Annotated in this window: 19 protein-coding genes; 11 read left to right on the forward strand and 8 right to left on the reverse strand. The window is 67.5% G+C overall.

All coding sequences use genetic code 11. The features are described 5' to 3' along the window. Positions 1 to 17: 17 nt before the first annotated feature. The gene (locus ACFQGD_RS13225) at positions 18 to 770 is read left to right on the forward strand and encodes an alpha/beta fold hydrolase (protein ID WP_345404653.1); all 753 of its coding nucleotides are present in this window, start codon (positions 18 to 20) and stop codon (positions 768 to 770) included. An 82-nt stretch (positions 771 to 852) separates the two neighbouring features. On the opposite strand, the gene ACFQGD_RS13230 is transcribed toward ACFQGD_RS13225, so the two are convergent. The 7 genes from ACFQGD_RS13230 to ACFQGD_RS13260 form a co-directional block, all read right to left on the reverse strand. After that, the gene (locus ACFQGD_RS13230) at positions 853 to 3,204 is read right to left on the reverse strand and encodes a DUF1989 domain-containing protein (protein ID WP_345404655.1); all 2,352 of its coding nucleotides are present in this window, start codon (positions 3,202 to 3,204) and stop codon (positions 853 to 855) included. Between the two features lie 100 nt (positions 3,205 to 3,304). After that, positions 3,305 to 3,553, reverse strand: coding sequence for a hypothetical protein (locus ACFQGD_RS13235; RefSeq protein ID WP_345404658.1), 249 nt, complete (start codon positions 3,551 to 3,553; stop codon positions 3,305 to 3,307). A gap of 206 nt (positions 3,554 to 3,759) precedes the next feature. After that, positions 3,760 to 5,457 carry a formate--tetrahydrofolate ligase gene (locus ACFQGD_RS13240; protein WP_345404661.1) on the reverse strand — a complete coding sequence of 566 codons (1,698 nt, stop codon included), beginning with the start codon at positions 5,455 to 5,457 and terminating at the stop codon, positions 3,760 to 3,762. A gap of 28 nt (positions 5,458 to 5,485) precedes the next feature. Continuing rightward, complete coding sequence (locus ACFQGD_RS13245; RefSeq protein WP_345404664.1) at positions 5,486 to 8,995, reverse strand: 2Fe-2S iron-sulfur cluster-binding protein; 3,510 nt, start codon at positions 8,993 to 8,995, stop codon at positions 5,486 to 5,488. Next, positions 8,992 to 9,234, reverse strand: coding sequence for a sarcosine oxidase subunit delta (locus tag ACFQGD_RS13250; RefSeq protein ID WP_345404667.1), 243 nt, complete (start codon positions 9,232 to 9,234; stop codon positions 8,992 to 8,994). Before ACFQGD_RS13250 ends, ACFQGD_RS13245 begins: the two co-directional genes overlap by 4 nt. 42 nt (positions 9,235 to 9,276) lie before the next feature. Continuing rightward, positions 9,277 to 10,578, reverse strand: a complete 1,302-nt coding sequence (locus ACFQGD_RS13255) for an FAD-dependent oxidoreductase (protein ID WP_345404670.1) — start codon at positions 10,576 to 10,578, stop codon at positions 9,277 to 9,279. Between the two features lie 190 nt (positions 10,579 to 10,768). Beyond that, entirely contained in the window at positions 10,769 to 11,401 is a 633-nt protein-coding gene (locus ACFQGD_RS13260) for a helix-turn-helix domain-containing protein (RefSeq protein ID WP_345404673.1), read from the reverse strand. A gap of 296 nt (positions 11,402 to 11,697) precedes the next feature. On the opposite strand from ACFQGD_RS13260, the gene ACFQGD_RS13265 reads away from it, so the two are divergent. The 5 genes from ACFQGD_RS13265 (at position 11,698) to ACFQGD_RS13285 (ending at position 16,858) form a co-directional block, all read left to right on the forward strand. Continuing rightward, complete coding sequence (locus ACFQGD_RS13265; RefSeq protein WP_345404676.1) at positions 11,698 to 13,095, forward strand: glutamine synthetase family protein; 1,398 nt, start codon at positions 11,698 to 11,700, stop codon at positions 13,093 to 13,095. Between the two features lie 146 nt (positions 13,096 to 13,241). Beyond that, positions 13,242 to 14,171 carry a class II glutamine amidotransferase gene (locus tag ACFQGD_RS13270; RefSeq protein WP_345404679.1) on the forward strand — a complete coding sequence of 310 codons (930 nt, stop codon included), beginning with the start codon at positions 13,242 to 13,244 and terminating at the stop codon, positions 14,169 to 14,171. Continuing rightward, a complete protein-coding gene (locus tag ACFQGD_RS13275; RefSeq protein WP_345404682.1) occupies positions 14,159 to 14,974 on the forward strand; it encodes a GltB/FmdC/FwdC-like GXGXG domain-containing protein in 816 nt (271 codons plus the stop codon). Before ACFQGD_RS13270 ends, ACFQGD_RS13275 begins: the two co-directional genes overlap by 13 nt. A gap of 11 nt (positions 14,975 to 14,985) precedes the next feature. Continuing rightward, positions 14,986 to 16,404: an FMN-binding glutamate synthase family protein gene (locus ACFQGD_RS13280; protein ID WP_345404685.1), complete on the forward strand. Its 1,419-nt coding sequence runs from the start codon at positions 14,986 to 14,988 to the stop codon at positions 16,402 to 16,404. Continuing rightward, positions 16,397 to 16,858 (forward strand): hypothetical protein, encoded by a 462-nt coding sequence (locus tag ACFQGD_RS13285; RefSeq protein ID WP_345404688.1) that lies wholly within the window; start codon positions 16,397 to 16,399, stop codon positions 16,856 to 16,858. Before ACFQGD_RS13280 ends, ACFQGD_RS13285 begins: the two co-directional genes overlap by 8 nt. A gap of 195 nt (positions 16,859 to 17,053) precedes the next feature. Here the strand turns inward: ACFQGD_RS13285 and ACFQGD_RS13290 are convergent, their stop codons facing one another. Further along, a complete protein-coding gene (locus ACFQGD_RS13290; protein ID WP_345404691.1) occupies positions 17,054 to 17,392 on the reverse strand; it encodes an SAM-dependent methyltransferase in 339 nt (112 codons plus the stop codon). Between the two features lie 207 nt (positions 17,393 to 17,599). Between ACFQGD_RS13290 and ACFQGD_RS13295 the strand changes: the two genes are divergently transcribed. The 5 genes from ACFQGD_RS13295 to ACFQGD_RS13315 all read left to right on the forward strand — a co-directional run bounded on the left by ACFQGD_RS13295 (position 17,600) and on the right by ACFQGD_RS13315 (position 23,226). Then, positions 17,600 to 18,556, forward strand: coding sequence for a hypothetical protein (locus ACFQGD_RS13295; protein ID WP_345404694.1), 957 nt, complete (start codon positions 17,600 to 17,602; stop codon positions 18,554 to 18,556). 279 nt (positions 18,557 to 18,835) lie between these two features. After that, positions 18,836 to 19,783, forward strand: coding sequence for a methylenetetrahydrofolate reductase (locus ACFQGD_RS13300; RefSeq protein WP_345404696.1), 948 nt, complete (start codon positions 18,836 to 18,838; stop codon positions 19,781 to 19,783). A gap of 30 nt (positions 19,784 to 19,813) precedes the next feature. Then, positions 19,814 to 21,022, forward strand: a complete 1,209-nt coding sequence (locus ACFQGD_RS13305; RefSeq protein ID WP_345404699.1) for a pyridoxal-phosphate-dependent aminotransferase family protein — start codon at positions 19,814 to 19,816, stop codon at positions 21,020 to 21,022. Positions 21,023 to 21,074: 52 nt separating this feature from the next. Next, positions 21,075 to 22,028, forward strand: a complete 954-nt coding sequence (locus ACFQGD_RS13310) for an HpcH/HpaI aldolase/citrate lyase family protein (protein ID WP_345404702.1) — start codon at positions 21,075 to 21,077, stop codon at positions 22,026 to 22,028. A 7-nt stretch (positions 22,029 to 22,035) separates the two neighbouring features. Next, positions 22,036 to 23,226: a malate--CoA ligase subunit beta gene (locus ACFQGD_RS13315; RefSeq protein WP_345404705.1), complete on the forward strand. Its 1,191-nt coding sequence runs from the start codon at positions 22,036 to 22,038 to the stop codon at positions 23,224 to 23,226. Positions 23,227 to 23,234: the final 8 nt, after the last annotated feature.

Here is a 23,234-nt window from a genome sequence, read left to right on the forward strand (position 1 = left end):
CGGGCAAGATCAGGCCCATGACGATCTCGATGCGCACCGGTGGCGACCCCGCCGGACCACCCCTGTTGTTGCTACACGGGCTCGGCGCGACCGGCCGGGTTTGGGACGGCCTGCTCGACCGGCTCGACGGGTGGCGGTGGTTCGTGCCCGACCTGCCTGGGCACGGGGCGTCGACGCCGTTGGCGCGGTACTCCATCGGCGGCCTCGCGGCGGCCGTCGCGGTCGCGCTGGACCGGGATCGTCCGGTCGTGGCGGTGGGGCATTCGTTGGGTGGTGCGGTCGCGGTCGCGCTGGCCAGTGGCTGGTTCGGCGTCTCGGTGTCCGCGGCGTGCGGGTTGGGCATCAAGGTGCGGTGGAGCGACGCCGAGCTGGCCAAGGCCGCCGAGGTGGCGGCCCGGCCGAACCGCGTGTACGACGCACGGGAGGACGCCGTCGAGCGCGGGTTGAAGGTGGCGGGTCTCGCGGGGCTGGTGCCTGTCGACAGTGGGGTTGCCGACGCCGGGGTCGTCCAGACCGATGGTGGGTGGACGCTCGCGCTCGACCCGGCGGCGTTCGCCGTCGGCGCCCCCGACATGCCCGGGTTGCTCGCGGCCGCCCGTGCGCCGGTGATCCTTGCGGCGGGCGAACACGACCCGATGGGGCCGCCGGATCACCTGCACGAGCTGCGGGCGGACGCCGTCACGTTGTCCGGGCTCGGTCACAACGCGCACGTCGAGGACCCGGCGGCGCTGCTGCCGTTGCTGGACCGGATGCGGAACACGGCGTCGTGAGTGCCTAGTACAGCGTCCTGAACGTCGGACACAGTGTCGTGAACGTCGGACACAGTGTCGTGAACGTCGGACACGGCGTGGGTTAGGCGCGGGGGCGGAGCTTCTCCGGGTCGTAGAACGGGAAGCGGACGACCTGGGCTGGGATGCGCTTGCGGTGACCGTCGAGCTTGCCGACCTCGACCTCGGTGCCGATCTCGGCGTGCTGCACCGCGATGCGACACAGCGCGACGTTCTTGCGCAGGATCGGTGAGCGGGTCGCGCTGGTGATCACACCGACCTGGGAGCGTCCGACGTGGACACAGTCGCCGTGGGCAGCGGGTTCGTTGCCCGCCAGTTCCAGCCCGACCGGTTTGCGTTGCGGGTGCGCCTTGCGTTCCAGCAGGGCGTCGCGGCCGACGAAGTCGTCCTCTTTGGTCTTGAGCGGCACGGTGAACCCGATGCCCGCCTCGTACGGGTCGGTCTGGTCGCAGAAGTCGTAGCCGGCGAACACGAGCCCCGACTCGATGCGGAGCATGTCCAGCGCGTCGAGGCCGAGGGGAAGCATGCCGTGCGGTTGGCCCGCCTCCCAGACGATGTCCCACAGCGCCGGGGCGTCCTTGGGGTGCACCCACAGCTCGTAGCCGAGCTCACCGGAGTAGCCGGTGCGGGAGACGACGAGCGGGATGCCGTTGTGGTCGCCGATCCGGCCGATGGCGAAGCGGAACCACGTGAGGTCGGTGAACGCGGGCTGGGTCGGCGGGGTCCAGATCAGCTCGCGGAGGATGTCGCGGCTTGCCGGACCCTGCACCGCGATGTTGTGCAACTGGTCGGTGGAGTCCTTCACCCACACCTGGTCCAGCCCGAGCCGTTCGGCCTGCTTGCGGAGCCAGATGCCGTCGTACTCGTCGCCGCCGACGAACCGGAAGTTGGTGTCGCCGAGCCGGAACACGGTGCAGTCGTCGATCATGCCGCCGGTCTCGTTGCACATGGCCGAGTACACGACCTGGCCGTGCGAGAGCTTGCGGATGTTGCGGGTCACGCAGGCCTGCAACAGCGCTTCGGCGTCATTTCCGAGGACTTCGAACTTGCGCAGCGGTGACAGGTCCATCACCGCGGCGCGCTCGCGGCAGGCCCAGTACTCGGCCTGCGGCCCGTGCCCATCGAAGCTGGTGGGTAGCCAGTAGCCGCGGTACTCGGTGAACTGCCGCGTCAGCTTCGATGTCCGCTCGCCGAACGCGGTCTCCTTGGTCAGCTTGGCTTCGGACTCTGGCGTGACGCGGTGGGAGATGGCCATGGAGAACTTCCGTTTCGCATCGTAGACACGGACGTGGATGTCGGTGGGCACCCAGGCGTTCGACGGGTCGATGTCATCCGGACAGGCCGACGACGCGCAGACCAGGTCGGTCTGCGCCCGCATGAGCACGTAATCGCCCGGCCGGGACCACGGTTCGTCGAACACCAGCAGGTTGGAGTCGTCGAACGCGGTGTTGTAGAAGAGGTTCAGCGCGGGCCAGCCCTTGCGCGGCGCGATGCCGTAGGGGTCGAGCTGGCCGTTGAAGTTTTCGGTGCAGTTGACGTGTCCGGGATAGCCGAGGTCCTCGTAGTACTTTGGGTTGCACGCCAGGCCAAACGTGTCGTGGCGGCCGACGGTGTCGCGAACGACCTCGACCAGCGGCTGCATGTCCTGGTCGTAGAACTTCCCGAACAGGCCCGGTTGCGGATACGCGTTTCCCATGAAGTACCGGGTCGTCGTCGCGTCCAGGCCCCGCTCAACGCCCGCGTCGAGCTGGCGGGCGCCGAAGGCGAGAAAGTCCGAGCATTGCCTGCCCTCGACGTCGATGATCTGGATGTACTGGCCCGCCTTGACCTCATAGCCGCGCGCGGTGGCCGCGTCGACCCGCATGTCGAGGATCGGCTCGGCCAGCGGCTCCGGCAGCCGGGGCTCGAACCGGCGGCGCGGGTTCGCGCGCCGGAGCTCCAGCAGCAGGTCGGACGGGGGATTGGCCTCGGTGTCGGTGACCGTCATGACGCGCGTGGGCGCCGCGACGAAGACGTCGGCGGGTTCCGTGGCGGTGAACGTCTCGCGGGCACCCGCGGGGGACCACTCGCCGAACAGCCGAGCCGCGACCGTCCGCTCCGGGTTGACGCCGGCATCCGCCAGCACCTTGAGGATCTCGCCGCCAGCGCCGTTCGACGCGAGGGAACGCAACGTCGTGGCGGGCGCGTCGGCGGTGATGCCGAGCGCGGCGCCGGTGGTGCCGCTCGGCGCGAGCGCGGTGACCTCGGCGATCTGCCTGCCCGCGCGATCGATCACGGTCAGTTCGTCCCCCGGGTCGAGGCGGAGCGCGGTCACTCCGCCAGGGCGTACCCAGTAGGTCTCCAGGCCCGGCTCCGGCGGAAGGAGGCCAGGGAGCAGGAGTCTCGGTGCTACCGGGCTTGGTGCCGTCGCTGTCATCGAGTAGTCCTTCCGCGAGTCGCGATGTCGCCGCCATCGGTCCGTGGCGGGGAGTCCGGGGTGCGATCCAGGGGGTCCGTCGCACCCCGGACTCCTGGTCTCAGCTGCCGATGACCTCCTTGACGCAGGCGATCTCGGCTTCGATCGTGCCGGCGGGGTCAGCCACGGACGCGGTCAGTGTCCCGAGGGGATCGGCGAGGAACGCCGCCGTGCCCTCTTCCAAGCACGTCGGATCGATGCTCCGTGCCACCGGCTCCGCGCTCGCGACCGCGGTGCCCGCGATCATGAAGCCCCCAGCCGCGGCTGTCACCGCCACGACTCGGGACGCGGTCGTTGCCAACTTCCTCATCTCACTTCCTTTCGTTTCGACGGGCCGGTGGGGACGGCTCGGAGTCGGGGACGAATAGGTGATGTGGTGATGGCTGTGACTCAGATCATGACGGCTGGGACGTGCTGGCGTAAACCCTTAGAAGAAACAATGTTTGCTCATGGTTAACACTGCGAGGGCTTATGAGTCGCCCCGTCACGCCCATGACCAGCTCGACGACGTCCGCCTTAGGACAGGCCCGTGATGGCGCCGTCGTCGTCGAGGTCGACGCGGAACGCGGCGGGGTTGGTGCCGAGGCCGGGCATGGTGCGCATGTCGCCGCAGATGGGGTAGACGAACCCGGCGCCGACCGAGGCGCGAACCTCCCTGACCGGTAGCGTCCAGCCCGTCGGCGCGCCCTTCAGTTTCGGGTCGGACGAGATCGACAGGTGGGTCTTGGCGATACACACCGGCAAATTGCCGAAGCCCGCCTTCTCATAGGTGTCGAGCTGTTGCAGCGCGTGCAACGAGAAGTGGACGTCGTCGGCGCCGTAGACCTTGGTGGCGACGGTCTCGATCTTCTCCTGCAGGCTGGCCTCGTCCGGGTAGAGCAGCCGGAAGTCGGTCGGCTCCTCGGCGGCCTCGGCCACGGCTTGGGCCAGTTCCGCCGCGCCCTTGCCGCCCTCGGCGAAGTTGGTGCAGACCGCGGAGCGCGCGCCCATCTCCTTGGCGATCTGGTGGATCGCCTCGTGCTCGCTAGGGTGGTCGTCCGGGAAGGCGTTGATCGCCACGACGGGGGAGACGCCGTGGATCCGGATGTTCTCGATCTGCTTGCGCAGGTTCGCCGCGCCCTCGAAGACGTCGTCCGGGTTCTCGGCCAGCAGCTCGGGTGGCAACGGCTTGCCCGCGACGATCTTGTACTTGCCGGAGTGGGCCTTGAGCGCACGGACCGTCGCGACGACGACGGCGGCGTCCGGCCGCAGCCCCGAGGTGCGGCACTTGATGTTGAAGAACCGTTCCGCACCCATGTCGGCGCCGAAGCCCGCCTCGGTGATGAGGTAGTCGCCACAGCGGACGCCGATACGATCGGCGACGACCGACGAGTTGCCGGTCGCGATGTTGCCGAACGGGCCCGCGTGCACCAGAACCGGTGTGTTCTCCAGCGTCTGCAACAGGTTCGGCTTCACCGCTTCCCGCAGCAACACGGCCATCGACCCGGCGGCGTGTAGTTGTTCGGCCGTGACCGGCTCGCCGTCCTCGTTGTAGCCGACGACGATCCGGCCCATCCGCTCGCGCAGGTCCTCCAGCGACGTCGTGAGCGCGAGAGCGGCCATCACCTCGGAGGCGGCGGTGATGTCGAACCCGGTCTGCCGGGGGACGCCGTCGCCCTTGCCGCCGAGGCCGACGACGATGTTGCGCAGCGCGCGGTCGTTGACGTCGAGTACTCGGCGCCAGGTGATGTTGTTCAGATCGAGGTTGAGCTCGTTGCCCTGATAGATGTGGTTGTCGATGACGGCGGCGAGCAGGTTGTGCGCGGCGGTCACCGCGTGCATGTCGCCGGTGAGATGGAGGTTGAGCAGCTCCATCGGCACGACCTGGCTGTAGCCACCACCCGCGGCGCCACCCTTGATGCCGAAGGTGGGGCCCATCGACGGCTGTCTAATCGCGACGGTCGCGTTCTTGCCGATGTGCTTGAAGCCCTGCCCGAGTCCGACGGTCGTGGTGGTCTTGCCCTCGCCGAGCGGGGTCGGGGTGATGGCGCTGACCACGACGTACTTGGCCTTGGGCCGGTCGGACAGCTCGTCGATCGCGGCCAGATCGATCTTCATCAGATCCCGGCCGTAGGGCTCGAGCAGATGCGCGGGCAGGTTCATCTGCGACGCGATATCGTCGAGTGGTTTCAGTGACGCGTTACGCGCGATCTCTAGATCGGATGGGAAAGACATGGTGGGTCTCCTCGGGTTGACTCGGCGGTCACAAGGTGGGTGCTGTCGGACAGCCGTCGATCTCGATGCCGAATTCGTTGCCCGCGTCGAGCAGGGCGTTGAATAGGTATTGGCCGGAAGAGCGTTCGCAGTGCAGTAGGTACGCAGGCGTACCGTTCTCGTCGATCCGAACGACGTCGGTGACCAGCCGCGCCACGGAGGTGCGTAGTGCGGCGCCGTCCGGGGTGGCGGCCTCGGAGAGGTCGACCCCGCACACCTTGGCGAGCAGGTCGGCGGCGTGCTCACCGGTCAGCTTCATCAGTGCTCGGCCGTGTGTTTGGTCGATGACGGTGCCGAACTCGCCGGTTTCCTCGACCAGGTTGCGCATCCGGGTCAGTAGCTTGTCTTGACTGCCGGGACTGCCGAGTACGAACCATTCGCCGGGTCCGGAGCCGACGATGACGGCGCTGCCGTTGTCATGAACCGCACGGCCGAACCGGGTGCCGAGGGCCTGCGCGATCGAGCCGTCATGTGCGGCGCGGATGCCGACCTTGGCCAGTAGCGTGTGGTCGGCGAGCCGCAGCGTCGCCGAGCTGCGGCGGGCGTCGACCTGCCAGCCCGCGATCGTCGTGGTCCTGCCGCTCGCCGGGATGGGGCTGCGCGCCACCGGGGTGGCGTGTGGTCGCGGCTGCGACGGTGGCGTGTCGATGTTCTGGCGGGTGCCCTCCGGATCGACGTGAGCGTGGTGTTCGGTGACCCGCGCGCCGACCTTGGTGCCGGTAGGCAGGTGCACCGTCAGCGTGGTGCCTGGCTTGGCCAGATCCGCTTCGACCTGGCCGAGGCAGATCGCGCGGTTCAGCGTTGGTGACATCCGGCTGGAGGTGATTCGGCCGACGATCGTGCCCCGCGAGTTGACGATCTGGCTGGCCTCGGGTGGCACCACGGTGCCGTCGAGCGGCTGGATACCCACCAGGCGGGTGCCGCCACCGTTCTCGTGCTGCCAGACCAGTTCGGGTTTGCCGACGAAGTCGTCCTTGTCGAGCTTGATCGCCCAGTCGATCCCGGCGGAGTAGCCCTTGGTGAGCCCGTCGGTGTCCTGGCCGACGATCAAGTGTCCTTTCTCCAGCCGGAGTATGCGCTGGCCCTCGACGCCGAACGGTCGCACGCCGAGGTCGGCGCCGTGCTCCAGCAGCTGCTCCCACACGTGCAGCCCGTAGGAGGCGGGCACGTGCAGCTCGTAGGACAGCTCGCCGGTGAAGCCGATCCGCCACAGCACGCAGTCGTCCACCCCGGCCACGCGGCCGGTGCGCACCTGCATGTAGCCGAACGCCTCAGCGGAGAGGTCGACGCCCTCGGTGAGCCTGCTGACCAGCTCGCGGGATTTCGGGCCCGCGACGTTGATGCTGGCGTAGGCCGTGGTGACCGGGGTGACGTGCACTTGCCAGTCGGGGTGCTCGGTCTGCAGCCAGTTCTCGACCCACTCCCACACGTTCGCCGCGCCCGACGATGTGGTGGACATCAGGTAGTGGTCCTCGCCAAGACGTCCGGTGACACCGTCGTCCATGACCACGCCGTCCTCGGCGCACATCACGCCGTAGCGCACCCGGCCGATGCCGAGTTTGGACCACTTGTTGACGTAGAGGAGGTTCAGCAGCTTCGGGACGTCGGGACCGCGCAAGTCCAGCTTGCCGATCGGGGTGACGTCGATGATGCCGACGTTGTCGCGCACGTTGCGCACCTCGGCCGCCGGGTCGCCGTAGTGGTCGGGGCGGATCCACTGGCCGGCCACCAGTGGCGTGGCGTTGTGCTTCTCGTGCCAGGGCTGCATGGGGGAGTAGCGCACCGGTTCGAAGATCCGGCCCGCCAGCGCACCGAGGCTCACCGGGGTGTACATCGGACGCCACGTCGTGGTGCCGTTCTCGGCGATCGTCTTCCCGGTCGCCTCGGCGATGGTCGCGATCGCGTTGATCGTTTCCAGCTTGCCCTGGACCGGGCCCATGGTGGCGGTGGTGAACCGCTTGGCCAGCTCAGCCGAGTCGTAGCCCTCCCGCACGGCGGCGTGCAGGTCCTTGGAGGACACGTCCTCGGAGTAGTCAACGATGCCGTGCGTGCTGGCCCGGAACAGCTCCGGATGCTCATGTACCGGCAGCTGAGGAAGGGTCGCGGCCGTGCCCTTGGGCTTGGAGAGTTTCCCGCCATTGCGGGTGGGCACGGCCGCGAGCTGGTGATACCGCCCGCCCGCGGCGCGGCGGGCGGCTTCGGTTCCGGTGGCTTCGGCGTGCTCGCGCAGCTCGTCGAGCGAGCCGTCCCCGGCGATGCCGCCGGTCGCGAGCACCGACTCGCCCGCCGTGCCACCGGGCAGGAAGCGGGCCGCGGTCGGCGAGTACACGGGGACGTCGCCCGCCATGTTCAGCAGCGACGTCGGTGCCGTCCAGCCGGTGGCGGTGACGAACAGGTCCGCGTCGATCTTCTGCCCGCCGGACAGTTCGACGGCCTTGACGCCTTTACGGCCGTGGACGCGGACGACGTCTTCGCCCTTGCGGGCGTCGGCGACGTGGGCGACCTCGACCCCGGCGCGTTCCAGGTCGGCGACGGCGGCGTCGCCCTCGGGGTTCGCGGTGAGCACCACCGCGCGCTGCCCCGGCTTGACGGCGTGCAGGTTGATCAACCTGCGTACGGCCGTGGACAGCATCACGCCGGGTGTGTCGTTGCCCGCGAACACATACGGGCGTTCGATGAGACCACCCGCGACGACCAGCGTGCGTGCCCTGGCCTTGATCAGCCGCTCACGCGCGTGTGGGAGGTCGCGTTGGGCGACGGCGATCCAGTTCTGGTCGTAGCGCCCCGCGACCGTCGAGTTGGTCAGCACCTCGATGCCGTCGGTGGCGGCGACCTCGGCGGTCAGCTCCGCCGCCGCGGCCGGGTCCGTCCACCGCAGGTGGCCGCCGAGCTGGTGCTCCTCCTCGACCAGCATGACGCTGGCGCCCGCACGGGCCGCCGCGATCGCCGCGGACATGCCCGCCGGGCCGCCGCCCGCGATCAGGACGTCCGGGTGGGCGTAGCGCTTGTCGTAGTAGTCATGCGGCGTGTCGGGGGAGATCTCGCCCGCGTGCACGAAGCCCCGCAGCACCTTCTGATACGTCGGCCAGAGGAACTCCGGCTTCATGAACGTCTTGTAGTAGAACCCCGCGGTGAGGAACCGGCCCGCGAACCGGTTGATCGCCTTGACGTCGAACTTCAGCGAGGGCCATGTGTTCTGCGACGAGACCGCCATGCCCGGCTCCGCCAGCCGGTGGCCGCCGCGCACGTTCGGCTCGTCGTCGACTTGGACCATGCAGCCCGGGTCGTGGAAGCTCGCGGTGAGCAACCCGCGCGGGCGGTGATACTTGAAGCTGCGAGAGAACACCCGCTCGCCGTCGGCGGCCAGCGCCGAGACGATGGTGTCGCCCGGATGGGCGGTGACCGTCCTACCGTTCCAGGTGAACTCGAACGCCCTCCTGCGGTCAATCACCTCGCCGGGCTGCGGTCCCAGCCGCATCCTGCCAACCTGCTGGCTCATCGGGTGGCCTCCGTCTCGTTGCTCAGGGTGTGGCGCCGCACGCGGATGAAGCGCCTGCACCCGGCGGTGTGGTACCAGTTCTCGTCCACCCAGCCGTTGGCGTTGCGGCGGAAGTACAGGTAGCGCCGCCACTGCTCGGGCGTCGCCGTGCCGACGTCCGGCCGGGAGGTGACTTCGCCGTGGTGGGTGAACTCCGAGGCGTTACGCGGCCCGCACCACGGGCAGGGAAGCTGGATCATGACGTGGTTCCTCTCCGAAAGTCCTGGGATCTCGCTGATGCCTCAGTGCCCGACCGCCGCGGCGCCCTTTTCACCGACGAGCTGTCCCGTGGTGAACCGGTCGATGCCAAACGGCGCGATGATCTCGGGTGGGCGTCCGTTGGCGACGGTGTCGGCCATCGCCTCACCGGAGACCGGCCCCGCTTTGAAGCCATACGTTCCCCAGCCGACGTCGACATGGAAACCGTCCACATGGGTCGGACCCATGATCGGCGAGTAATCCGGTGTCATGTCACACAAACCGGCCCATTGGCGCAGCAGCCGCATCTTCGACACCGGTGGCATCAGCTCGAGCACGTGACCCGCGAGCCCCTCGGCGAACTCCAGCGAACCGCGCATCGAGTACGACGTGAACGGATCAACGCTGGCGCCGAACACCAGCTCACCCCGGTCGGTCTGCGAGACGTAGACGTGCAGCGTGCCGGACACGACGACGGTGCCCAAGAAGGGTTTGACCGGCTCGGTCACCGCCGCCTGCAGCGGCGACGTCGTCACCGGCATGTCGACACCGGCCATGTCCGAGATCAACGTCGACCAGCCCGCCGTGCAGTTCACCACCACCGGCGTGGAGACCTCACCCCGGTTGGTGCGCACACCTGTGACCCGGCCACCCGCGGTCTCGATGTCGGTGACTTCGGTGTTCTGGTGCAGGTGCACGCCGTGGGCGTCGGCCGCGCGGGCGTAGCCCCACACGACGGCATCGTGCCGGATGATCCCGCCCGGCGGGTGATACAGCGCGCCGAGGATCGGGTAACGCGTGTCGGTGGAGGTGTCCAGATAGGGCACCAGCTTCTTGATCTCGTCCGGGTCGATCACCTCGGAATCCACACCCTGGAGCTTGTTCACCTCGGCGCGCCACCGCAGCGTGCGCAGCGAGTTGTCGTTGTGCGCCAGCGTCATGTGACCGCGTTGCGAGAACATCACGTTGAAGTTCAGTTCGTCTGCCAGGTTCTCGTACAAGTGCAGCGAGCGGTCGTAGAACCGCACACCCTCCGGCGTCAGATAGTTCGACCGCAGGATCGCGGTGTTGCGGCCGGAACCGCCACCACCGAGGTAGCCCTTGTCCAGCACCGCCACGTTGGTGATGCCGTGGTTGGCCGCCAAGTAGTACGCGGTCGCCAGACCGTGCACCCCGCCACCGACGATGACGACGTCGTACGTGGACTTCAGCGGCCGCTCCTGCCACACACGCGGCCAGTCCGAGCGCGACAGACCACGCTTGAACAAACCGAACGCGGAGTATCGCTGTGGCTTCCGCTTACCGTTGCGGTTGCCCGCACGGTGGCTGCCGTTTCCCACGGACATGCGCGCCTCCTAGCTGATGCTTCGGACTCGCGAGCGGTCCTCAGCACTTGTCGTTCCGCTGGCCGCATCCGTCGTGCGGCTGGTGATGACCGCCACCATACGACGCTGGGTGGACAATGTCCACTGTCATGAAACATTAGGAGGCAAAAAGGTGCGCCCCGAGTGAACGGCGCTGTCGAGAAGCTGACCCTCAGCTGCCGGGGTTGACCGCCTTGACGGCGAGGAACTGGATGGGCAGCGAGATGAGCTCGGCGGGCCCGTGCATGACCTCGCCGACGAACTGCAGCGTGTCGCCGGGTTCGAGCAGGTAGCGCGCGCTGCCGTAGGCGTACTCCATCTTCCCGGAGATCATGAAGATCAGCTCGGTGCCCGCGTGCTGGTACAGCGGGAACACCTCGGAGCGCTCGGTGAGCGTGACGAGGATGGGTTCGAGCCGGTCGTGCGGGGCGCGCATGGCGCCGAGCATCTGGTAGCGGTGGCCGGGGCCGGAGCCCTTGTGGTGGATGTCGAGGCCGCTGCCGGCCTTGACGAACACGACGTCCTGCTCTTCGGACAGGCCGCGGAAGAACGCGGTGACCGGGACCGACAGCGCCTGCGACAAGCTCGCCAGCGTCGCGAGGCTGGGGGAGGTCTGCATGTTCTCGATCTTCGAGAGCATGCCCTTGCTCAGCCCGCTCTCGGCGGCGAGCTTGCCGACCGTCCAGCCGAGCTGCTGCCGGAACTCGCGGACGCGCTCGGCGATCACCGTGCTGAGCGCTTCCTCCAGCTCGGCGCCCGCCTCGTCGAGGTCCTCGGCCGGGAGCGCGCTGTTCTCCTCGGTCATGGCTCGATCATGACACTCATCGCGTTGCCGATCCCTTTCGCGTCCACCGTCGCTCACCCCGTGAACGGGGTGGCTGGGTCAACTCTAGACCCTCCTGTCGATTTTTCGCGCTACCTGGCGCGCGTGTTCCCGCAGGTCGTCACGGGTTTATCCGGCGCGGCCGACGGCGGGCGACGGGATAGATTGGCGCGAAGGGGTTGTCTCATGAGAGGAGACCGCGTTTACTAAGCGTGGACAACGGAGTGCCGTACACCACATCTCCCACCGGCCAGCGGGCGGGACAAGGAGGGCGAGACATGACGACCGACCTTGAGAACTTTCTCGCACAGCGAGGTCGTGACGAGCAGGTCGCGGCGGTCAGGCGGCAGATCGACGAGCAGGACGTGCGCTACATCTATCTGCAGTTCGTATCGGTCACCGGCCGCATCATGGGCAAGGGTGTGCCCGCGGCGCACTGGGAGAAGTTCGCTCACGACGGCTTCCAGCTCGTTTACGGCGCCACCGCGAACCTGTTCATCGACCGTCACGGCGACTACATCGGCTACGGCGCGGAGGCCCGCGAGCTCGTGGGCATTCCTGACGTGGACACGTTCTGCGTGCTCCCGTGGGACCCGCACACCGCGCGTGTGTTCTGCACCCTGTTCCGGGGTAGGGAGGAAGACGTCGACCCCGGCGCGTATCTGACGTCGGACTGCCGCGGCAACCTCAAGCGGATCCACGAGGCGTTCGAGGCCGAGACCGGGCTGCATCTGCGGGTGGGTACCGAACCCGAGATGATGTGGCTCAAGAACAATCCCGACGGCACGCCGTCGGTCGACGGCAAGACGAAGCCGTTCTGCTACCACATCGACCAGTTCTCCGAGCTGCAGCCGCTCATCCACCGCGTGATCGAGTACGGCACGGCGATGGGTCTTGACATGATCCAGGGCGACCACGAGGACGCCCCCGGCCAGCTGGAGCTGAACTGGCAGTTCGACCGCGCCGAGCTCACCGCCGACCGGCTGACCACCTACCGGCAGATCTGCAAGCAGGTCGGCCGCGAGTTCGACGCCTACCCGTGCTTCATGCCCAAGCCGTTCATGGGCGTCTCCGCGAACGGCTGCCACCACAACATCTCGCTGTGGGAAGGTGACGAGAACGCCTTCCTGCCCGACACCGACAACCCGAGGATGCCCAGCAAGCGCGGGCTCGCGGCCATCGGCGGTGTGCTGGAGCACCTCGACGCGCTGACCTGCCTCAGCTCGCCGACGGTCAACTCGTACCGGCGGCTCTGGGACACCGGGTTCTGGGCGCCGCTCTACGCCGACTGGGGTTTCCAGAACCGCACGACCGCGCTGCGCGTCAGTGCACCGGGCCGCTTCGAGTACCGGTCGGTGGACTCGTCGGTCAACCCGTACCTGTCGATGGCGGGGCTGATTACCGCGATGGGCGACGGGATTCGCCGCAACCTCGATCCCGGTCCGCCGGAGGAGCGCAACATCTACGAGGCCATGGCCGACGGCAAAGACGTCCACAAGATCCCGATGACGCTCGGCGACGCCCTTGAAGCGCTGCGCGGCGACGACGTGGTCCGCAAGGCCCTGCCTGGCGAGATGTACACCGTCTTCGAGCACTACAAGCGCGACGAATGGGAGCGCTACTGCGCCGCGGTCACCGACTGGGACGTCAAGGAGTACCTAGACATCCTGCCGTAACCGACGAACCCGCGACGAAGGAGCTTGGGTTCGTCGGAACCAAATCGACAGCCGCGGCGAAGCCGCGACCACGCCCGGGGGCGGAGCCCCCGTGGCTGCGGCGCAAGCCGCGACCAAGCAGTTGTGTCCGACGAAGGAGGACTCGGATGTGCGGTATCGCCGGCATCATCTATACGAATGGCCGAGGTGACGTCGGCCGCGACATGACCAACATGCTGCAGGCCATGAAGCATCGCGGCCCCGACTCGACGGGCTACGCGCTGTACGGCGAGCCGAACGACCTGCTCGTGATGCGCTTCAAGTTGGCGGACCCGAACGATGGTAGCGACTTCGGCTACGAGGAGCGGCTCAACCGCAGCCGCCGGGAGGTCGAGGCACGGCTGGCGAAGATCGGCGCGACGATTGACCGCGTCGAGGGTGAGTCGGAGTACGCCTACCGGGCGACGTTCCGGTATGACGGCGAACTGAAGCCGCTCGCCGACTACGTCGAGGACGTCCCCGGCGCCGAGGTGCTCTCGCTCGGGCATTCGCTGGAGATCATCAAGGACCTCGGTGACGCCGAGACCGTCGCCGAGCAGTACCGGCTGAAGGAGTTCACCGGCACCCACGCCATCGGCCATGTGCGGATGGCGACTGAATCCGATGTGGACATCGCGGGCGCGCACCCCTACTGGGCGTACCCGTTCTCGGACGTCGCCGTCGTCCATAACGGACAGTTGACCAACTATCACCAGTGGCGGCGCAGGCTCGAGCGGACCGGTCACCGGTTCCAGTCCGAATGCGACTCCGAGATCATCGCCGTCTACCTGGCGCAGAGCATGGCCGACGGCCTGCCGCTCGAAGCGGCGATGAAGCAGAGCCTCGAGGACCTGGACGGCGTGTTCACCTACCTGGTCGTCACGCAGGACCAGCTCGGCATGGCCAAGGACGAGATGGCCGCCAAGCCGCTGGTGCTGCACGAGGGCGACGGCGTCGTGGCGCTGGCCTCCGAGGAGGGCGCCATCCGCGAGGTACTGAACCAGGAGATCGATTCCTACGACCCGTACGAAGGGGAGGTGATGGTGTGGAGCAGGTGATGCAGGCACCCGAGCAGAGCACCGTCGCGACGAAGCCTGGCCGCTACGACATTCGTGGTCTGGCTGAGCCGGACGCCGTCGCTCCGCGCACCGCCGTCGTCAGTGGCGACAAGGCCGAGCTGGACGCCGCCGATCTGAGCACAAGGCAGATCAACCTCGAGCTGCGCAGGCTGCTGAACGAGGAGGGCGTCAGCGACATCACGGTGCGCAATCCACGGGCCAGGCACTCGATCGCCGTCGGTCTGCTGGAGCGGTGTCGGATCAAGATCGACGGCAGCCTCGGCTACTTCGGTTGCGGGCTCATCGATGGCCCCGAGATCCACGTGACCGGCCGGGTCGGCTGGTCGGTCGCCGAGAACATGATGTCCGGCGTCGTCGTGGTCGACAAGAACGCTGGTTCGCTGACCGGCGCCGCGATACGCGGCGGCGACCTCGTCATCCGTGGTCACGTCGGCGCGAGGACGGGTATCGACCAGAAGGGCGGCACCATCATCGTCGGCGGCAACGCCGGGTCGATGACCGGGTTCATGATGCAGCGTGGCCGCCAGATCATCTGCGGTGACGCGGGCAACGGCCTCGGCGACTCGATGTACGACGGCACGCTCTACGTCGCGGGCAAGGTCGCCTCACTCGGCATCGACTGCGTCGAGGCGGAGATGACCGACGCCGACGCCGAGCTGATCGACCGCAAGTTCCGTATCTACGGACTCGACCGTCCGGACACATTCCGGAAGTTCGTCTGCGGCAAGCAGCTCTACAACTACGACACCCTCGAGCCCTCCGAGCGCAAGCTCGTCCTCTAGGAGAGAGTCATATGGCTGACGAGACAGCACCGTCGGAGACCACGCTCCTCGGCGAGAGCAAGATTTTCACCCCCGAGGTCATCAACGACATCCACATGAAGGCCGAGCTCGGTCGCTACCGGATGCGCGGGGGCGGGATCTTCAAGAAGATCCCGCACTGGGATGAGCTCGTGTTCCTCCCAGGCACCCTCACGCGATTCGTGATCGAGGGCTACCGCGAGAAGTGCGAGACCAAGACCGTGCTCGGCTCGCGCTTCGCGAAGAAGCCGCTGGAGCTGGACATCCCCATCTACATCACGGGAATGAGCTTCGGCGCGCTGTCGCTGGAGGCCAAGATGGCGCTCGCCAAGGGCGCGTCGATGGCGGGCACGGCGACCTGTTCGGGTGAGGGCGGGATGATCCCGCCGGAGCGCGACCTGTCCACGAAGTGGTACTACCAGGTGATCCAGAGCCGTTACGGCTTCAACCCGCACCACCTGATGCTGGCCGACGCGGTCGAGTTCTTCATCGGACAGGGGTGCAAGGTCGGCATGGGTGGCCACCTCATGGGCCAGAAGGTCACCGAGCAGGTCGCCGAGATGCGCTCGTTGCCACCGGGCATCGACCAGCGCAGCCCGGCGCGGCATCCGGACTGGATGGGCCCTGACGACCTGTCGCTGAAGGTGCAGGAGGTCCGCGAGGCGACCGACTACCAGGTACCGATCCAGCTGAAGCTCGGCGCCTCGCGCGTGTACGACGACGTGCGGATGGCGGCGAAGTGTGGGCCCGACGTCATCTACCTGGACGGTGCCGAAGGTGGCACCGGCGCCGGACCGCACATCGGAACCGAGGAGACCGGCATCCCGCTGATGGCGGCCATTCCCGAGGCGCGAAGGGCGCTGGAGGACGTCGGCCTCGCCGACGAGATCGACCTCGTGGTGGCGGGTGGTATCCGCAACGGCGCGGACGTCGCCAAGTGCATCGCGCTCGGCGCGACGGCCGTCGCGATCGGCACCGCCGCGCTGATGGCACTGGGCTCCAACAAGGAGATCCCGGGGGTCACCGACTACGTGGGCGCCACCGGCGCCCCGGCCAGCAAGTTCTACCACATGCACACCGGAAACGACCCGGCTGGCATCACCACCCAGGACCCGGAGCTGCGCAAACGGCTCGATGTCGACGAGGGTGCGATGCGGGTCTACAACTTCCTCCACGCGTTGACGCTCGAGGCGCAGATGCTTGCCCGCGCCTGCGGCAAAACCAACATCCACAGTCTCGAGCCGGAGGACCTCGCCGCGCTGACCACCGAGTCGGCCGCGATGGCCAAGGTTCCGCTCGCGGGCACCAACTACGTCCCCGGCGTGACCGAGGACAAGACGTTGGGCGAGATCAAGCAACTGCTGGAGAAACACGTGGCCAACGACGGCCTTGCGGGAGGTAGTGGTGTCTGAGCGGATTGATATCTCGGATATCTCGGGCCGGAAGCTCTCCGGCGGGAAGAGCATCGACACCGAGGAGTTGACCGGCAAGACGTTCCCCTACCAGTTCGACCCGTCCCTGGTCGAGGACATCGACCTGTACGAGTCGACGCCGGGTGAGGATCTCAACTGGCTCGAGGACATCGAGCTGATGACAGAGGACGGCATCCCGGCGGTGTTCGACCGCTACACCAACGCCTTCCTGAAGATTCACTTCGAGATTCCAAAAGGCAGGGAGAACGAGTACGCCCGCAAGGTGCTGATCAAGCACCTGCAGTCGGGCAACTCCTACGGGATCTGGCTCAAGCACAAGCACGCCAAGTTCCCGCAACCCGAACTGGGTTCGTGGCTCAAGGAGTCGGAGACCGTTGGCGAGAACTGGCAGCCGCCGGTGCTTGAGGGCTGGGAGAAGCCCGTCGGACACTAGCGTCTCGAGTCACTGATCGTCCGTGGCGGCCGGGAGGTTCCGGCCGCCACGGACGATCGTATTCGTGACTGGTTGGTTGACGGCGAGTACCGGTACGGCGATTGTCGGACGTGTCGCATGACAACGGCGATTGTCGGACGTCGAACGGTTCGTCGTCCGGCGTGGGAATTCGTGGTGACGTCCTCGGCTACGACGTCAGCAGCGGATCAGTTCGGTCGGCAGACCTAATTCGCCGCAGCGATCGACGTGGTCGAATAGCGTGTCCCACCGGGTGGAGTCGTCCGAACGGATATGGATGACGCGGAAACCATCCCGGGACGCCAGGTCGTAGAATGGAAGCAACGAATGTGTCGCGCCATTGTCGTCGATGACGACGTCAGCGTGATCAGGTGCGTGCCGCAGCACGCCGTCACTCACCGTGCCGCCGGTCCAAATGACGACGTCCGCTTCCGCGATAGCGCGCGTCGCGCGCCATGACAGCGAATCGGAAACGTGTGGACTGACAGCGATGAAAGTGACTCGTCCGGTACTCACATGGTCTATTGTGGGCGGCGTTCCCGTTGGGTGTCTATTGAACGAATAGTTGGCATTCTTCAGTAATCACTTGATTCATGAATCGAGCGTTGAGCGAGGCTCGAGAATTCTCGATTGACCCGGATTTACGGTCGGTGGTCAGATCGATTCTGACGCTATTTCCGGTGGCGATTCGGCACCGGCCCGCGCGAGTGAAGGGAAGCGGCGATGGCGCCGAACCGGCGGTGTGCCACAGACGTCTTCTGGAACCTCGCCACGCTCATGGACGACTTCGCGCTGGAGCTCCCGTCGGCCGGGCTCACGGAGGACTCGTTGCGGTCCGGTTGCCTGGCGGAAGGGTCGCGGATCTGCCTCTCGTCCCATCGCGACGGATCGCCGGCCGAGGTGACGGAGGCCGCGGCGGAGGTCGTCATCGCGGGGATGCGGCCAGTGGTCACGTTGGCGGCGCCCGACCCCGTGGCCGTCCCTGATCCCGCCGCGCTGGACCGGTTCGACCGCGCGCTGGACGAGTTGGCCGCCATCGGGGTGCGGGAGCTGGTTCTGGTCTGGCCAGCGCGCACGTCGATGTCCGACATCCTGGACGACGTGACACGCATCGTGCATCGATGCGATCCCGGCGGCCGGGGGTTCGTCGACATCGGTGTCGCGAACGTAGATCACGGCGTCGGGAGTGCAGGACACAGCGTCGGGAGTGCAGGACACAGCGTCGGGAGTGCAGGACACAGTGTCGAGAGTGTCGGACACGGCGTCGGGAGTGGGGGACACGAGCTGTCGGCGGACTTGCTGCGGGCGTTCGAGGACGCCAGCGCCGCGTGTGTCGACAACGGCGTGGGCGTCACGTTGCTGACGCCGTTGACGCGATCGGCGGAGTCCGTCGTTGGTTGGGAACGTTCGCTTCGCGCGGCGGGCAACCTGTTTCCGGTGCGCGTCCGGCTGCCGGGAGTGGCACCGAGCCCGTTTCGCCGGACCGTTCCCGCGCTGCTCGGTATGGCCGCTGCCGCCGAGTCGGACCCCGGCTGTCTGATTTCCGAGGTGCAGTTCGTGCTACGGGGCTCGGCGGGCCGGACGGCGGCGTTCGCTGAGGAGATTCGGCGCGGGAACTTCGTCGTCGAGGACACCGACTACGGCTACCGGTTGAGCATGCTTCGCGAAGGGACGACGTGACCTCGTCGTCCGACAACGGCTGCCGTGCCAGCCCCTGTTGCCGCGCATACGCCCCGTCGAGCTTTACGGGGCTCAGAACGCGGCTCCGCACGCTCACCGGTGCCCCTACGGCACTCGGCCCGGGCGTCCACCGGGCCGCGGGTGATTGACCAGCGAATCCTCAACGGTCGGGCGGAAGAACTCAAGCGTTTCGTGTAGCCCGGGGCGCCCCCATGCCGTAGTGTTTCATATAGGTGGACAAAGTTTCTCCAAAGGGTACAGGTGAGAGGAGTCGACGGCGTGCCGAACCGACCGAACCACCCGTTCTCGTCGGCGGGCGATGTCGCCGACGTGTCCGATGTGGTCAGAGCATTGACCATCGGGTTCAGCGTCGAGATGACTCCCCGCGACGTCCGCAGGAACCCCGGGCTCTGCGAGGAGAGCATGCCCGAGGGAACCCGCGTCTACACCACGTTCCTGCCGCGTTCGCCGTTCGATGACACCGTCAAGGCCGCGATGTCGCTGATCGACCAGGGCATGCGGCCGGTGCCGCACATCGCCGCGCGCGGCGTCGCCGACGAGGCGGAGCTCGACCGCATGGTGGGCGAACTCGCCGACGTCGGGGTGCGCGAGCTGCTGGTCATCGCCGGGTCCATCGGCACGCCGAAAGGCACCTTGACCGACACCATGCGGGTACTGCGCTCCGGTGTGCTCGAGCGGCGCGGCATCACTCGGGTCGGCGTCGCCGGTCATCCGGAGGGCAGTCCCGACATCGACGCCGACGCGCTCGACACCGCGCTGCGGGAGAAAAACGCCTTCGCGGCCGAGGCGGGCTGCGAGATGTACCTGCTGACGCAGTTCTGCTTCGCCGCGCACCCCATCGTCGCGTGGGAGCGTCGCATCAGGGCAGCGGGAAACTGGCTGCCGATCCACGTCGGGCTGCCCGGCCTGACCTCGCCGAAGACGTTGCTGAAGTTCGGCCTTTCCTGCGGGGTTGGGCCGTCGCTGAAGGTGCTGCGCAAGCAGACCGGCGGTGTGCTCTCGCTCGCGACGACGTCGGCCTATTACCCCGACCAGACGCTGCTCGGGCTCGCGTCCGCGGTGCGAAGCGACCAGGCGAGCCTGATCAGCGGTGTGCACTTCTTCCCGTTCGGCGCCACCGCGTCGACGGCCGACTGGGCCAAGCAGATCGCGGACGGCCAGTTCCAGATCGACGACCGGCAAGAACGGCTCGCCGTCACGGCATGACAAGTCCACGACCAGATTGGCAGGCAGAGAATGACCGTGCGCAACGGTGCGACGCACCTGTTCATCCCGGGTCCGACGAACGTCCCCGAGGCGGTTCGACGGGCGATGAACGTGCCCATGCAAGACCATCGGGCACCCGACTTCCCTGACCTCACGCTCCCGCTTTTCGAGGATCTCAAACGCGTTCTCGGACTTTCCAACGGCAGGGTGTTCCTCTATCCGGGGTCGGGCACCGCCGCGTGGGAGTCGGCGATCACCAACACCCTCAACCGGGGCGACAAGGTGTTGATGTCGCGGTTCGGCCAGTTCTCCCACCTGTGGGTCGACATGGCCGAGCGGCTCGGGCTCGATGTCGTCTGCGTCGACGTCGAGTGGGGCAAGGGCGTACCGGTCGCCGACTACGAGTACTTGCTGACCAAGGAACCGGACATCAAAGCGGTGTTCGCCTGCCACAACGAGACCGCGACCGGCGTCACCTCCGACATCGCCGCGGTCCGTAGGGCCATGGACAACGCGAACTCCGACGCGCTGCTCTACGTCGACGGCGTGTCGTCCATCGCCTCCATCGACTTCCAGCAGGAGGCATGGGGCGTGGACCTCGCCGTTACCGGGTCGCAGAAGGGGCTCATGCTCCCGGCCGGGCTGGCGGTGCTCGGCGTGAGCGACAAGGCGCTCGAAGCATCGAAAACCGCGACGATGCCGCGCTGCTATTTCGACTTCGTCGACATGATCAAGACGAACGACGTCGGCTACTTCCCCTACACGCCACCGGTTCCGTTGCTGCACGGGCTTCGCGCGTCGCTGGACCTGCTGTTCGCCGAGGGATTGCCGCGGGTGTTCGAACGGCACCACCGGCTCGCCGAGGGCGTACGGCGTGGTGTGCACGCGCTGGGACTGGAGCTGCGTGCCAGGGGATTGGAGTGGTATTCGGACACCGTCACGGCTATCGACGTCCCGGAGCACGTCGATGGCGTCGAGGTCTGCCGGATCGGCTACGACCGCTACCGGACGTCGTTCGGCGGCGGGCTGACCAAGGTGGCGGGGAAGGTGTTCCGCATCGGTCACCTCGGCGACCTGAACGAGGTGAGCTGCCTCGCCGCGTTGGCCGCCGCCGAGATGTCGCTGGCCGACGCCGGTGCCGACATCGAACTCGGCGCGGGCGTCGCCGCGGCGCAGGAGTACTACCGCAAGGTCAACGCGGGCATCGCGACCGCCACCAGCACCCCAGCCAGCCGGTGATGGGGCACTGCCCACCCCATCACCGGCTCTCCACTTCCGTTTGGAGTCACCCATGAGTCACACCTTGTACCCGCCGAGGCAGCCGAGGCTGCAACGCAGCGAACTCGCCGTGCCGGGGTCGAACCCGAGCTTCATCGACAAGGCCGCGGACAGCGACGCCGACTTCATCTTCCTCGACATCGAGGACGCCGTCGCCCCGCCGGAGAAGGAGCAGGCGCGCAAGAACATCATCGAGGCACTGAACGACATCGACTGGGCGGGTAAGGGCAAGACCGTCTCGGTGCGGATCAACGGCCTCGACACCCACTACATGTATCGCGACGTCGTCGACGTCGTTGAGCAGGCCGGTGCGCACCTGCACACCATCCTGGTGCCGAAGGTGGGCGTGCCCGCCGACCTGTACTGCGTCGAGGCCCTGATCAACCAGATCGAGCAAGCCAAGGGCTTCGCTAACCGCATTGGCACCGAGGCGCTGATCGAGACGGCGCTGGGCATGGCCAACGTCGAGTCGATCGCGGCCAGCGGCGGCAGGTTAGAGGCACTGCACTTCGGCGTCGCGGACTACGCCGCGAGCAACCGCGCCCGCACCGTCAACATCGGCGGGCTGAACCCGAACTATCCCGGCGACCAGTGGCACTTCGCGCTGTCCCGGATGATCGTGGCGTGCCGGGCCTACGGGCTGCGCGCGATCGATGGGCCGTTCGGCGACTTCTCCGACCCGGACGGCTACCTGGACGGCGCCCGCCGCGCCGCCGCGCTCGGCGCAGAGGGCAAGTGGGCGATCCACCCGAGCCAGGTCGAGTTGGCCAACCAGGTGTTCACCCCGCCAGAGGAAGAGGTGACCAAGGCCCGGCGCATCGTCGAGGAGCTGCGCAAGGCCGAGGCCGAGGGCAGGGGCGCGGCATCGGTCGACGGCAAGATGATCGACGCCGCGTCCGAGCGCATGGCCCAGACCGTGATCATGGTCGACGACGCGATTCGCGCGGCGGCCTCGGCGCGAAAGTGAGGCCGGTATGGACATCCACGAGTATCAAGCCAAGGAACTACTCGCTCGCTATGGCGTCCCGGTCCCGCGTGGTGGCCTGAGCTACAGTCCGGAACAGGCGTCGTATCGCGCCACCGAGATCGGCGGGTCGTCCTGGGTGGTCAAGGCGCAGGTCCACAGTGGAGGCCGGGGGGAGGCAGGCGGTGTCAAGGTCTGCCACTCCGACCACGAGGTCGCCGACTACGCCAACGAGCTGTTCGGTAAGCGGCTGCGCACGAAGCAAGCACCCGCTGGCAAGTGCGTGTACCGCGTTTATGTCGAGGAAGCCACCGACATCAAGCGCGAGCTGTACTTCGGCATCGTGCTGGACCGGGCGACCGAGCGGATCACCGTGGTCGCCTCCGCCGAGGGCGGCATGGAGATCGAGGAGCTCGCTGAGTCCAATCCGGACGCGTTGATCAAGGCCAGCATCGAGCCCGCCGTCGGCTTCTTGGAGTTCCAAGCGCGGGAACTGGCGTTCTCGCTCGGCCTCGCGCCGTCACAGATCGCCAAGGCCAGCCAGCTGTTCCGGGCAGCGTACCGGGCATTCCGCGACTTGGACGCGGCGATGCTGGAGATCAACCCCCTAGCCGTCAACGCCGAGGGTGAGCTGGTCGCCCTCGACGCCAAGATGTCGTTCGACGACAACGCGCTGTTCCGCAGGCCGGCGATCTCCGAACTGCGCGACCGCAGCCAGGAGGACCCCAGGGAGAGCCACGCCGCCGACCGGGGACTCGCCTACGTCGGCCTCGACGGCGACATCGGCTGCATGATCAACGGCGCTGGCCTCGCGATGGCCACCCTGGACATGATCAAGCTCGCGGGCGGCGACCCGGCCAACTTCCTCGACATCGGCGGCGGCGCGTCGCCGGAACGGGTGTTCAAGGCGTTCCGCGCGGTGCTCGCCGACAGCAACGTCAAGGTCGTGCTGGTCAACATCTTCGCGGGCATCAACCGCTGCGACTGGGTGGCCAAGGGGATCGTCGAGGCGTTCTCGCAGATCGACGTCGAACTGCCGGTCGTGGTGCGGCTGGCAGGCACGCACGTCGAGGAAGGGCAGCGGATTCTCGCCGAGTCCGGACTGCCGATCGTCACCGCCGACACGCTGGCCGAAGCCGCCGAGAAGGCCGTCGCCGCGGCGCGGGTCGGCGAGCGCGCGACCGCGGCAGCCCGCGGCTGAGGTCCCAG

It is taken from the genome of Haloechinothrix salitolerans (assembly GCF_042662605.1).
Lineage (GTDB): Bacteria > Actinomycetota > Actinomycetes > Mycobacteriales > Pseudonocardiaceae > Haloechinothrix_A > Haloechinothrix_A salitolerans.